The sequence below is a fragment of the Aurantivibrio plasticivorans genome, from assembly GCF_055392955.1.
Genome location: NZ_AP036020.1, coordinates 1,165,669 through 1,179,078 on the forward strand (window position 1 = coordinate 1,165,669; position 13,410 = coordinate 1,179,078).

The following is a 13,410-nucleotide window of genomic DNA, read 5'->3' on the forward strand; positions in this document are numbered from 1 at the left end:
TCGTAATTTATTCGTTTCGGGTGAACAAGAGGTGGGGCATAACATTAATCAATTTACGCGGTTACTAATTTCATTAATGTTATGCACTAACTGAAATTGATAACCGCTACGTGAACCGTTTACTCGGGTTTTGAATAAGGTACCGGGGCCTGAATAAGTTGCTTTGGGTGTGCGCTGGCTTTCGGCACGAACTTTTGCGAGCGGCCAAGTAGGTTGTCTGCTCCGTACCAGTTGCCCAGGTTATCAACGCTGAATTCGTGTAGCTCTTCAAATTCTCCCGCCCCTCTACCGTGTGCATCCCAAGAAAATAGTCGGTTCCCTTCGGTGTCAAACTTAATTAATCGTACCGGCTGGTTATCAGCTACCCAAACATCTTGATTCTCGGTTATCAAAATGTGATTGGGAAAATTAAGCTCGTTCCAAATATTGAGTAACTTGCCGTGTTTATCGAATACTTGGATACGGTCGTTACTCCGGTCAGCGACGTAAATGCGATCTTGCTTGTCGACGGCTACCGCGTGTACAACATTAAATTGCCCTGGTTTAGATCCTTTGGATCCCCAGGAGTTGATAAATTTCCCCTTTTTATCGAAATGCACAACACGGGAGTTTTCAATGCCGTCTGCCACAATGATGTCGCCGTTGCTCAGGAAGGCAATATCTTGAGGGCGACCGAGGTGCGTTTCATCTTCAGCCGATTCATTCCAAGTGCCGAGGGACATTAATAATTTTTTTCCATCGTTTGAGAAAGCATGGATTTGATGGCGAGCATCGTTGACTACCCACACTTTTCTTTCTGGGTCGTGAGGGCTAATGGCAATCTTGTGTGGCCCGGCGGTATTAGCAAATAAATAGTCCCATTGGTTCCATACTTCCAGTAATTTTCCTTCACTGTTGACCACAAAAATTACGTTGCGCATGATTCTCTGTTCAGGGCGAACCCGCAAGGCGTTAATACCCTCTGCAGAGCCGTAGTAGTGAGTAAATCCAGGGGGTTTAGGGTCTGGAACATGTAGCTCGCCACGTTGAATGACAAAGATGCGCTCAGCTGATTCTACAACCAGACCAGGATGTGAACCCCACACGAACCCTTCTTCCGCAAAAGGCTTCAACCATTCGCTAACTGGGTTGTAGGGAGAGTCCCCATGATTCGCCGTTGGTGGGTAGAGGTCTTGCCAGGACTGAGATAGAAGAGAAGGAGATAAAAAACTAAAGCAAAGAAAAGTACATAGCTTTATTGATTTGATCATTTTATACCGTGGTTAATGCAACAGATAATTTCGTATTCGGTGCGTCTTTTGCGGCTTTGCAGCCGGAGTAAGGAGATATTTGCCATCTATCAACTCCGTCAAATCGCCCCTTGTTGTCGAGCGTTAGTATAGGGAATCACTTTCCAGGTAGGTTAGTTAGTTTTGGTAAAGGGGGCTTATGTGGCCAATGGAATCACTGCAATAGATGAAGGGTGAGGTCACCAATGCCTTGGGGATGTCTAAACCCAGCTAACGCTAGGGTGAGTGTCGGAAAATAGGATAGCAGATTGACTTAATGTATCAAAAAAGGGTTCTGCAATAAGAACCCTTAACCGGCGGTTGATGCTCTTAATTGTGGGGGGGCCATCAGGTATTCATCATAGCAGCCCACAAGCGCGTGCTCGGCACCCACACCATCTTGTAACCAGCAGTGATATCGCTGATGTCCGTTGATCGCAACACCTTGGGGGTGCGGTTTAGCTGCTTCTTCGCCTATTTGGATATGCAGGGTATAACCGTTGCCGTAACGATCAAAGAGGAGTAAAGCCGAACCTTCGTCGACAGGGTAGTGTTCGATGATTGAGTGCTTTTCGCAAATTTCTTCAAAATAGTCGGCAAAATGACTATCGAACGCATATAGGTATTGGTTGCGAACTTCGGAGTTCTTAGCCCAGCCAAGAATGTCTTGGAAGTATCTCTTTTCGAGCTGATTGATGACTAAACGAAGCCGGCGAGCAAGAGACGCCTCATTTTTGTTGACGTAAGAGTCAATCAGTTGGATGTTCAGTGCATCTACAGCAATTTTTTCGTCAGCAACCCCGGTTAATAACACCTTCTTAATGTTGGGATTGTGCATTTGTGAGCATAGGTCGAGGCCGTTAATGCTTGGCATGCTGTAATCGATAATCATCACCGCAGGCTCTGAGTAACGTTGCAAGTTCTGGCGCCGCAGTTTGCCAATCAGTTCTAGTCGCTGGACTGTACTTAATGACTGGTTAGGTTCGGGGGCTTGCAGTTGCAGGTAGTTGGCTTCGTACAGGTGTGAAGATTTGTCAGCATATAGCCGCCCTTCATCAGGCTGAGTAAAGGAGCGATAGGGCAACCGGTCAACACCCAAGGCCACGCTAAACAAAAAATCATCGCTATCGTCGATGTATAGATTTGTCGTTGGATAATGAAACAAGTTTATTTCAGGTTTGTACACAATTAACTACCTACAGCGATGACCCAAAATCGGGCTCCAAGCAGATCAAACAAGGATCTTTAAAGTGACTGACAAAGACCAATACGGTCGAGAAGCAAGTTAGATGATTTCATTGTTGGCCCTTTTAGCTCTCAAGTCAATGCTTAAGGGGCTTTGAGGTGACAGAGAATGGATGGTTGGTCAACATTTTGTGACAGCGGTGAGTAAAACGATTTTCGGAAAAGTGGGTGGCGGTAAAATCCTTATTTGTAAAAAAAGAAAATTGCCGCGACAAAATTTTGTGAAATAGTTTGACGATAGCTCAAAAGGCACCTAAACGGCATTTACACGCGGCACATTATTCCTCTAATTTAGCTTTGCGCATTAATCGTTGCGTCAATCGCTTTTTTAATCGATAGAGGATCTTACTATGCAAACCCAAATGAACACGCTTCAAGATAATAATAAGCTCGAAAATTCTAAACTCACTTTAATGGACCCAGCCGTTGAGCAAACCAAACAACCTACGGCTGAACCAGCGCCAATTAAAACCTTCGAGTATCAATTTGACACAACATTGAAACATTCCAATGCGACACAGAACGTTTACTTTTCGAATTACTTTGATTGGCAAGGTGCTGTGCGTGAACGCTGGTTCTTTGAGTGTATTGACCCTGGCATGTTGCAAGATCTCGGGGTGTTCATCACTAAGCAAGCGCACAATGACTATGTGAGAGAGTCGTTTCCTTTTCAGACGATTCGCTGTGAACTCAATGCTTTCAATGTGCAACGTTGTTCGTTTTATCTATCGTTCCGTTTTTACGAGGGTGACGAATTGATTTCGCACGGCTATCAACAAATTGTATTCGCTAATCACGAGAAGAAAATTAGTAAGCTACCACTTGAGGTGCTGAGCAAAGTGCGAGAATACGAAATTATAGAAGACTTGAATCAGGTGTAGTCGATGACTGCGACTTGGAGGCCGGCTTACTTGGGGGGGTGGCTCGAAATATTAGCGTAAAGCGGGTGAACTCCCCCTTGATTGAATGACACTTGATATCTCCACCAGACGCACGCATGACGTTGCGGCAAAAGCTTAGGCCGATGCCGCTATTTCTACCGCGGACCTTGGTGGTGAAAAAAGTATCGAAGATATGGGGGAGTATATTTTCATCGATTCCGCTGCCATTATCCTCGCATTCGACAAAATGCGCTTTGCCTCGGCTATATGTTCGTATTGTAATTTTGGGGGATGACTCGGCCTTCGTCGCGTCGATACCATTTTTGATTAGGTTGATGAATACAAAGCCCAAAAAGTCCATTGAACCATGGATGGTAAAGTTGTCGGACAGTTGGAGATCAATCAATTTAGCCAGTTGGGGCTGGTTAGGCATCCGTGAAATAGCATTTGTAATACAATCTCGAATTAAGATTGGAGAAAAGTCTTTTTTATCGAGTTGATAATCCGATGTCATCGTCATTAGAGAATCAATCGAGTAATTAGTGTGTACTACCTGCGAAGCCATTGAACCAGATATTTTCAAAATCTCTTGTTGAACATTGACTGGTATAGTCGGTTCAATTAATTTCTCATCAACGGCCCGGTTGTACCCCCGTACTAAGTCCGGAATATGGCGTGATAGTATTTCGATTTGAAGGCCTAGTGTAGCGAGCGGCGTTCGCATTTCGTGGGCGATGCTTGCGGCTAACGCTTTTGAATCATCGAGGACATGGAATTTTGCCGTGGCAATGGCAATAAGGCCGAGTGAAACAGTGGTAAAGAGGACCCCTGGTGGATAAAACTCGTAGCCGTAATTACAGAGGTAATCCAGAGCAGCAAAGAAATAAATTAAAATACTAATAATGCAAAATTGCAGCTTTGTCTTTTCGCCCGCTTGTACTACCTGTTGCTTCTTGTATGTAATATACAAACCTCTTAAAACTACAACAGTCGTTTGTAATACGTGAACAGAGTGTAGTGGCCCTGCTTTGGGGTAAAAGCCCCAAAAGAATTCATAATACCCATCGATGACCCAATGGGTGCTAATCAGCAATACCGCAAGAATCCCAGATATAACGTAAGAAACGCTGACCCATCGCTGGTCACCGTCTTGCCGTGTTATTTGAACAAGGAAATGGTAAAGACTGGTGGGCAAAAAGAGAATCAGGAACCACCCCACCTTGATGACTGGAATCGCCACTTGCGCATTCTCGACCTGGAATAGTACCGCCCACGCCGCTTGCCAGAAAAAAGTCGTCAAGCATAGGATTAGAAATGCCGAGCTTATCTTTGTCAGCCCTTTCTCATGGAGTACATAAAGGCCGAAAAACAAAAATAGAATGGCGACAAAGGCGGGTAGGATGGAATACATGTTGCTCGATGAATTTATTCTATGTGACGAGAGTAGTAAGCTTACCACAGTCGTGTAGTGGCAGACAGAACGTATACTAGACGTTCATAATCATAGTTCATTGTAGGCCACAATTCAGTTGGCAGAAATAAATCAGCGTATTTCGTGTGAATCGAGTATACGTCAATCATTTTGTAAGGGTAGAGTATGGATTTACGGTTGGCGGATAAAACCGCGTTGATTACAGGCGCCTCGCAAGGTATTGGCCGAGCCATAGCCATCCAGCTAGCGGCAGAAGGTTGTCACCTGAGATTAGCTGCGCGTGATCGGGGAGCGTTAGATGCTCTGGCGATAGAGCTGAGGAAAAAGTTTGCTGTTTGTGTTGATGTTTTCGCCATAGATTTGAGCGTTGGTGATAATGCCCGCGCGCTAGTGGAAAAAAATAACGATATCGACTTTCTGGTGAATAACGCTGGCGCTATTCCAAGAGGCTCTATTGATGAAATTGATGAGCAGACATTGCGAGAAGCATGGGACTTAAAAGTATTTGGCTATATCAATTGCATGCAGGCAATGCTCCGGCACATGCGTCAGCGGAACGAAGACAAAGCAGGCGTAATCATCAACATCATTGGTGCAGGCGGCGAACGCCCCACGCAACATTATATTGCAGGTGCGGGCGGTAATGCGGCACTGATGGCTATGACGCGGGCTCTAGGTGCTGACAGTCTTCGTTACGGTGTGCGGGTGGTGGGTATTAACCCTGGATTGATTCGTACCGCGCGTTTAGAAACGCAACTGAAGCGCGCCGCCAATAAAAAGTGGCAACAGCCGGAGCGTTGGGAGGAGCTTATCGACGCTAAGCGACCTCCGGCAGAGCCAAGCGTTATCGCGGACATGACGGCATTTCTGCTGTCGGAAAGGTCGAGTTACACTACGGGTACTATCGTGACTATTGACGGTGGAAGCTCTGCGCGGCCGCAAGCGTCTTAAGAAGGCAACACACTCACCGGTCTATGCATTGGCAAGGTAATGTAATGATAATTAAAAATATACGATTTAAGTTCCGAAGAAGTCTTTATTGGTTAATAGGTATATGCATCGGAATGAGTTCGCTCAGTGGCTGTTATTATTTACAGTCCCCGGTTGACCCCATTCCCTATGAGTTTGAACCGTCATCGCCAAATACGCAGAGTGACGATCTGCTGATTTTACTGCCCGGTATAGGTGATTACGCAAGTGCGTACCGCAAGCGTGGATTTATTGACATGCTTCATCAAAGCGGACGTGAGATAGACGTTATATCGGTGAATGCGCATTTCAAATATTACCAAAACAAAACGTTTCTAAAGCGCTTACACGAGGACATTATTCTGCCCGCAAAGCAGAAGGGGTATAAAAAGATTCATCTAGGTGGGATTTCCCTCGGTGGGTTCGGAGCATTACTCTTTCTCCGTGAGCACCCCGAAATGGTTGACAGCGTGATAGTACTGGCGCCGTATATGGGGGAAAATGAGCACTATGTGGATTTTTTACGTTCGCAGCAACAGGGCGGCGCGGTGAGCGACGCGGGTAATCTATGGCCCTGGCTATTTGATACTTCCAATACTAATGGCCAGTTGTTGGAAAAAATCTATCTCGCGTATGGTTTGCAAGATTCATTTGCTGATGACAATGCGATTCTTGCATCACTTATCCCAGATGACCACACTCAAGCTATCCGAGGCGGACATGACTGGCCTACTTGGACTACGCTGTGGCAAAACTGGCTAAGCGACGATGTCCTGCCTTTTAAATTTGTTTTCTAGAGATGTGATATGGATCCAGTGACCCAAGGTGCTCTTGGAGCAGCTTTTGCGCAATTAAAAGGCCCAAACGCAAAATTATCTATAGCGGCGCTATTGGGCGCCGCCAGTGGTATGGCCGCTGACTTAGACGTACTCATACGTTCAAGCACCGACCCTCTGTTGGCGTTGCAGTTTCATCGACACTTCACCCATTCCTTATTGTTTATCCCATTTGCGGCATTAATCTGTGCGAGTGTTTTTTACTGGTCGCTGGGGCGTCGTTGGGGCTTGCAGTTCCGCGCGGTATTAATTTGGTCTGCACTGGGTTACTCGACTCACGCGTTGCTGGACGGTTGCACCTCCTATGGGACGCAACTTTTTTGGCCTCTTAGTAACACACGTTATTCGTGGGATATTATTTCCGTTGTGGATCCGCTGTTTACGTTGCCGTTACTCGCAGGTGTGTTAATTTCCATCAAAACTGCCAAGCGGTTCGCGCTGATCACCTCGTTAGTTTGGTGTGGTTTTTACCTCGGCCTCGGCGCGGTTCAACATCATCGTGCGGTCACCATTGGTGAAGGCATAGCTCTGCAGCGAGGGCACGAGCCAGCAAGGGTTGAGGCTAAACCCAGTTTCGGAAACCTTGTTGTCTGGAAAACTGTGTATGAGCATGGCGACCGATTTTATATTGATGCCGTTAAACCGGGTTTTTCTTCACCCTCTATTTGGCCTGGTGATTCTATTGAAAAGCTAAAAGCGGAAGACTTTGCCTGGCTTGGTGCTGATTCGCAGCAGCAGAAAGATATCGCGCGTTTCGATTGGTTCTCCGCAGGCTTTACAGCGTTAGCACCCGAAGATCCACATCAAATTGTTGACGTAAGGTATTCGATGTTACCGCAAGATATTGACCCCCTATGGGGTATCCGGATAAAACCCAATGCGCACCAAGACGAGCACGTGGAATATTTTACATCGCGCGGTGATTCAGATACGGCTTTGAGGAAGCTTCTATCGATGATTTTTGAATAAGCGTGTATTCAGATTCATAAAGGTAAAAAAAGGCCGCACAAAGTGCGGCCAAGCATAACGGAAACGGAAGCAAGACCGTCTCAATAGCAATTAGTCAAAGTTGTATGTCACGGCTAGGCCGTAAGTGCGTGGATCGAGGAGTGAAATGCCTCGTGTTAAACCAACGCCATCTGAACCAACAGCGTAGTTAACAATCGTATCGTCGTCGAAAATATTTTTGACGTATGCTTGGACAGTTAGGCCAACATCATAGTTAGCAAAGTTCAAACTAAAGTTCGCGTTGTCCCACGATTCGAGTTCATAGCTTTCTGAATTAAATACCGAGGTATATGCATCATCTTTCCAGCTGTAATCTAGAATGGCACTCGAGTTCCAGCCCGCCATTTCCCAGCGATAGCGAAGGTTTAACCCCGCAGACAAAGAAGGAGCATTTGGAAGTTGATTGCCCGTCAGGTCTTTAGCAATACCGGGTGTGATATCAATTGGGCCGAAGAAAGGAGCGATACCCGTCGCAAGCGAGCCTGCAAGGTCACAGCTGTTAAAGAAGATAGTTGGCGGTACGCCAAGGTTTACAGCGGCAACAGCGGCTTCTACTTGGGCGGTTGGTGCAATACAGCCAATTTGGTAGCCCTGTAAGACTGTAAATGTGCTATCTCCATTTGTACGGTCAATGGGGTCGATGGACTCACCGCTTTTGATCTTGGTTTCCAGCCAACCTAACGTACCGCCAATTTCGAAGCTATCGAAGAACTCAAAGCTACCTTCTAACTCCAGACCATAAACTTCGGCGTCAATATTTTCATTGCGAGATGAGAAGCCTTCCAGTTTTGAGATTTGGTAGTCTTGATAGTCGTAATAGAACAACGACGCGTTGAGGATTGCGCGACCACCGGCGAAGGTGTTTTTTGTACCGAACTCGTAAGCATCCACATATTCTGGATCATATTGGCCGTTAGTGGTTTGCCCTACGTCTGGAGAGTTGAAGCCACCTGACTTGTATCCACGGGAAAATGAACCGTAGACCAAGGTGCTATCGGTGAAGCTAGTTTCAGGCATCCAATCTAAAACAAATCGCCCTGTTGTCGCCTGGAAATCGACTTGGTCGTTTCTAGTATTTTCAGGTGCATATCCCGGAGCGCCATCATCCCCAATCCCATCATTGTCCAGGTCAGCACCTTGAGGGTTAAGAAGCGCTGGGGTGTAAGCTATTCGCCGCTTGTCGTCATCCGTGTAACGAAGACCTGCAGTGAATTTAACTGTATCAGTAATATCCCAGTACAGCTCGCCAAACAGTGCTTGAGAATCTAGCTCGTAGGGCGTGTAGGTATCAAAATATTGGTGGCCAGAGTAATCGGGTGTTGCGTTTTGATCGTAATAGAGAGCACAAGCAGCGGAGACAACGCCACCAGGGCATTGGGTAGCAGTAACGAAAATTGTGGTTGTATTTGTTGAAACCCATGTATGCGTTTCTCTATCGACCTGGAAATCCAAGAACCCCAGATTGAAATTAATTGGCCCGTCAAGTGCAGATTGAAGCCTGAGTTCTAAAGACGTTTGTTCCGTTTGGTAATCGTTAATGCTTAACGTACGCATTCCCGTTGCAGCACCTTGTTGGAAATCGGTATACACACCCCCGGGAGTAACGAACGAGTTCCCAAAATTAATAGTTCCTTCGTAGCTGCCCGCTTGGGTATAGCTAATGTCTTCAGAGGAGTGACCTAAGAAACTCAACGTTAGGCTGTCAGTGATATCGGCATTGATTTCAAACTCTATAATTTCTTGTTCCACATCATACGACGGGTCGCGATAAGCCGATGTGGTTCGGAGGTCGTTAGGGAGGGTTTGTGCTGCGTATAAATCACCAATCGGAACGATTGCGGCTAACGCGGGTGACCCCAAGTAGTTCAGGTAGTTTGCGAATCGACCACCAAAGGTTCCGACGCTGTGTGGATTGCCAAACGCTTCATCACTATAGATGGATCCCGCGGCGCAGCCCTGGCTGAGGAAGTTCTGTGTTTCTGCATTGACTGGAGTGCTGCCAATCTGAGTTGGGCCCTCATCTTTAATACAAAGTGTGCGACCACTACCACGCGAGTCATCTTCACCAAACCTTTCGTAAAGAAACCAAGCGCTTAACCATTCGGTGGGTTCAATCGCTAAAGTGGCGCGGGCTGACCAAATATCTCGGTTGTCTACATCGTTGCCGGTGGTGATGTTATCGGTGAAGCCGTCGCGCTCTAACGATGTGCCTGCGATGCGAAGCGCTGCCGTATCACCCATGGGGATATTCACCATGCCTTTCACTTTTTGAGTGTTGTAGCTGCCAACCTCGCCAGTCAGCGATACGTCAAATTCTTCAAACACGGGTTTAGCCGTAATGTAATTGATTACACCACCAGTAGAGTTTCGTCCGTAAAGAGTACCTTGAGGGCCGCGTAGAATTTCGATTCGCTCCATATCATAGGACTCGGCCGTCGCGATACGACTTTGTACCTGTGGCGCGTTATTGTGGTGGATTCCCACACCCACATCACCTGTCGTGCCGCCAACTGAATTGCCCACACCGCGAATTTGGAAGCCTTCGCCGCCGCCTGCACCAGTTCCGGTGTAGGTAAGGTTAGGGACTGCAGTTTGCAGGTCCCGGCCATCATCAAGGCGGCGCTCCGTTAGATCGTTTGCACTAAATGCGCTCACCGCTACTGGTACATCTTGAATGGATTCAGCCTTACGCTGCGCGGTAACAATAATTTCTTCAATAATCGGTCCGTTTTGAGCGACTGCGAGTGGCGCTAGGCCTGCACTCATCGCCAAATAAAGAACGGAACGCGATAAACGACTTGGTTTTATCATTATAAATTCCCCGTTGGATTTATTGTGGTGTTTTGTCGGGCGGCCTTATTATTGTTGGGTTGCCGCCCAAGGAAACGGAGGAAAGTCTATGAGTGTAATTATTTTCCGTCAATCATAGTTTGGTTAAGCTGACATTAGTTAACCTAACGAGAGGAATACTTACGAGTACACACCACTGAGGCTGCGTGACTGAATCAGTCTACAGCGCCTATCAGGGCGTGAGGTCACGGACCGAATATTGATGTGATATGCCGTGTTGGTTTTGCTGGGATTAGTCTAATGAATAGAAATTAAGCCTAACGTAATTGTTTTGGAGGGCAACGTTATTCCACGCGCCTGCTGTGATCAGGCTGTCCGCGGGAGGGTAGTCAACACGTGGCTGGTTAAAGCCGTTTGCTACGACCGACATAAGTATTGAGCCTTCGCGTATCGGCTGTGCGAGTTGCTCTAATTGCAGGTACTGAACTGTCAGGAAGTCGCTGGCAATAAAGTCTTCGTTCAGATCTTGACGGAATTGACACTGAGAAATGGGCGTATCGGAGGGGGCCAGTGTCAGCTCTCCTGAATCGTTTGGTGCTAAGCAAACATTTCCAAAATTGATGGAGAGCTCTATCAAACCCTGATAATCCAGAGAGTGCAGTTGGTATAGTAGATGTTGAAACGTGGTCAACAAGGATTCATGAAGCGGTGGTTGGTTCAAATCGAACTGTAAATTAGCGGTCATCGCCCAGCTTAATGTATCCAATAGTTGTTGATTTTGGAGAAGGCTACGGCTTTGAAGCGGGGCGGATTGCTGCTCGAATAGTTGCTGTGACAGCTGATTAATGTGAGCAGTATTTAACTCTGTAATATCTGACGTGGTTTGATATTGATTACTCATCGAATCTAAACGGTGGTAAAGGTTTACTAGTATCACACCTAAGAGAGCCAAACCGACGAGTAAGGCGGACAACAGAGTATTTGCGATTAGGCTGACACGTTGCCGCTCTCGAGAGACCTCTTCATTAATGACATTGAGTGGCACGTCACCGATGACAATTTCGGTGGGTTGTTTGTTTGTTTGGTCTTTTTGAGCTGACACCCGTTTAGTAATAAATTGCGTGCTTTTCGCGATTTGCCTGCCAACATCAGCAATGTGGATTTCGAACAAGCGTGCGATTTGCCCACGGATCTCCTCAAGGTCTGCCATTGTCGCGGGGGAAGACGTATCGGCTTGATCGGTAGTTGAGTTTAATGGCGTAGGGCTATCAGAGTCTGAGGTTGATGCCTGGTTAGCGTCGAGTCGTTTGTCTCGCTTATCCAGCTTTAAGGTGCGCAAAACCTTTTCAAGGCTATCGGGCTTCAGCGTACTTTTATACAGAATGTCCAGTGCCCCTAAGGCTCTAGCTTGCCCAGTAAAGACTTCACCCTTTTCGGATGTGTACATGATGACCGGGATAGTGGCGGTGGTCGGGTTGGCTTTTATGGTCTTTAGCGCCTCGATACCGTCCATTCCTTTCATGCTTTGATCCAGGAATATGACTTCGGGGGTTCTATAGCTAAGGTATGCTAACGCTTCTTCGGCAGAGGAAACCGTATCAATTTCAAGTGTATAGGCTTCGAGCATGCGCTTGAGGCGTAGTTGGGCGGTTTTGGAGTCATCGACAATTAGCGCATAGCGGATGTTCATGGGTATCTCAGTGTTGGAATTGTTATAAGAGTGATACTTCTGAGAGATTATCCCGGATGCAGGGGCCAGGTCTTTAATGTTCTGGTCACAGCGAGGGATTAGCGGTAACAATAAGTTCAACACCACTGGATTAACATGAATCGGCTCACATTCTGGTGTGCCCGGAGTGACCGTAAAGTCGCGGTGCCGGGAGATTAGGCGGGAAGGAATCGCACCAAAGTGAGTGTTGATAACATTATATTGATTGTGGTTTCTGGAGTGATATATATTGTACTAAACAGGTTCAGTTGGAATCAGCTATCAAAAGGAGTTGATAGGGATGAGGGCGTTATGAGTAGGGTAGTCGGGCGTTTTGTGAGAGGAAAGAATGAGCTAGTGGGGATGCTGAAATCAGCGTGCCTACTGGTTTTAATCTCTTCGTCTCCAGTCATCGCCAATGATTCAGCGCCTATTCGGCTAGGAATTCCCCCTTACCTGGAGCGCTCTCAGCTAGAGACAAATTTTGAGCCTTTAAGGCAGCAGCTCGAAGGCTTTTTTGTGCAAGGTGCAAACTTTTCTTTTGCCGACGATTATGACGGATTCAGGCAGTCCGTATCGCAAGATCATTTTGATGTGGTAATTCTAAGTGCATTCGATTATTTGCACGTAAAGAATGACACTCGATATTTGCCAGTAGCTCGGTTTATCGGTTACCAAATTATTAATATTGTTGCGGCATCTGGCGAAGTCTCGTCTGCCCGAGATCTTCGAGGTAAGCGTGTCGGCTTTGGCTCTGCGTCATCTCCGACAACGATTTTAGGGAAGTTATTACTCGTTGATGCGGGGCTGAGTGACAGCGATTATCGTCAATTAACGTTCCCTAGTTTTGATATCTGTCTTCAACGAATGCTCGAAGATGACGTCGATGCTTGTGTAACGTATCAACTTGGCGCCAAGAATTTTTTTGCGGAGCGCAAGATCAGTTATCGAGTCTTAGCGAGTTCTCGAATTGTCCCTCAACCCATAATTCTTGTTAAAAAAGAGTTGGCGCACAAGCGAGAAGCCTTAGCGGGTTACTTACGATCGCTGAACAAAGGTCGGGAATTTAAGCTCACTCTTGGGAGCGGATTCCCTATGGATTTTGTTGAAGTGATTCATTCGGATTTTGAAAAAATAGATTCGATTTATAAGTCTAATCAATCTCTATTTGATTGAAGAATAGTGATAATCACACTTCGCCGATTGTCAGTCCATTTTTTCAGGCGTAGGCTCTTTCCCATCTTTTGATTTCTCAATGGTTACAGATCTGACA

The 13,410-nt window shown here is 46.5% G+C and carries 10 protein-coding genes; 5 read left to right on the forward strand and 5 right to left on the reverse strand.

The genetic code is table 11. The features are described 5' to 3' along the window. Positions 1–119 precede the first annotated feature (119 nt). Both ACZ5NB_RS05130 and ACZ5NB_RS05135 read right to left on the reverse strand, forming a co-directional pair. Positions 120–1,250, reverse strand: coding sequence for a 6-bladed beta-propeller (locus tag ACZ5NB_RS05130; protein WP_460231933.1), 1,131 nt, complete (start codon positions 1,248–1,250; stop codon positions 120–122). 328 nt (positions 1,251–1,578) lie between these two features. Beyond that, complete coding sequence (locus tag ACZ5NB_RS05135; protein ID WP_460231934.1) at positions 1,579–2,454, reverse strand: response regulator transcription factor; 876 nt, start codon at positions 2,452–2,454, stop codon at positions 1,579–1,581. A gap of 409 nt (positions 2,455–2,863) precedes the next feature. Here ACZ5NB_RS05135 and ACZ5NB_RS05140 point away from each other — a divergent pair, with 409 nt between their 5' ends. Continuing rightward, positions 2,864–3,394 carry an acyl-CoA thioesterase gene (locus ACZ5NB_RS05140; RefSeq protein WP_460231935.1) on the forward strand — a complete coding sequence of 177 codons (531 nt, stop codon included), beginning with the start codon at positions 2,864–2,866 and terminating at the stop codon, positions 3,392–3,394. On the opposite strand, the gene ACZ5NB_RS05145 is transcribed toward ACZ5NB_RS05140, so the two are convergent. Beyond that, a complete protein-coding gene (locus tag ACZ5NB_RS05145) occupies positions 3,369–4,805 on the reverse strand; it encodes a sensor histidine kinase (protein ID WP_460231936.1) in 1,437 nt (478 codons plus the stop codon). The two genes, ACZ5NB_RS05140 and ACZ5NB_RS05145, sit on opposite strands and share 26 nt — an antisense overlap. 186 nt (positions 4,806–4,991) lie before the next feature. Here ACZ5NB_RS05145 and ACZ5NB_RS05150 point away from each other — a divergent pair, with 186 nt between their 5' ends. From ACZ5NB_RS05150 to ACZ5NB_RS05160, 3 genes are all read left to right on the forward strand, one after another. Further along, entirely contained in the window at positions 4,992–5,777 is a 786-nt protein-coding gene (locus ACZ5NB_RS05150; protein WP_464107854.1) for a short-chain dehydrogenase/reductase, read from the forward strand. 113 nt (positions 5,778–5,890) lie between these two features. Beyond that, complete coding sequence (locus tag ACZ5NB_RS05155; protein ID WP_460237986.1) at positions 5,891–6,592, forward strand: alpha/beta fold hydrolase; 702 nt, start codon at positions 5,891–5,893, stop codon at positions 6,590–6,592. 9 nt (positions 6,593–6,601) lie between these two features. Then, entirely contained in the window at positions 6,602–7,600 is a 999-nt protein-coding gene (locus ACZ5NB_RS05160; protein WP_460237985.1) for a metal-dependent hydrolase, read from the forward strand. A 90-nt stretch (positions 7,601–7,690) separates the two neighbouring features. On the opposite strand, the gene ACZ5NB_RS05165 is transcribed toward ACZ5NB_RS05160, so the two are convergent. Next, entirely contained in the window at positions 7,691–10,450 is a 2,760-nt protein-coding gene (locus ACZ5NB_RS05165; protein WP_460237984.1) for a TonB-dependent receptor, read from the reverse strand. 271 nt (positions 10,451–10,721) lie between these two features. Then, positions 10,722–12,119, reverse strand: a complete 1,398-nt coding sequence (locus ACZ5NB_RS05170) for a response regulator (protein ID WP_460237983.1) — start codon at positions 12,117–12,119, stop codon at positions 10,722–10,724. Positions 12,120–12,449: 330 nt separating this feature from the next. Between ACZ5NB_RS05170 and ACZ5NB_RS05175 the strand changes: the two genes are divergently transcribed. Beyond that, positions 12,450–13,313, forward strand: coding sequence for a phosphate/phosphite/phosphonate ABC transporter substrate-binding protein (locus tag ACZ5NB_RS05175; RefSeq protein WP_460237982.1), 864 nt, complete (start codon positions 12,450–12,452; stop codon positions 13,311–13,313). Positions 13,314–13,410 lie beyond the last annotated feature (97 nt).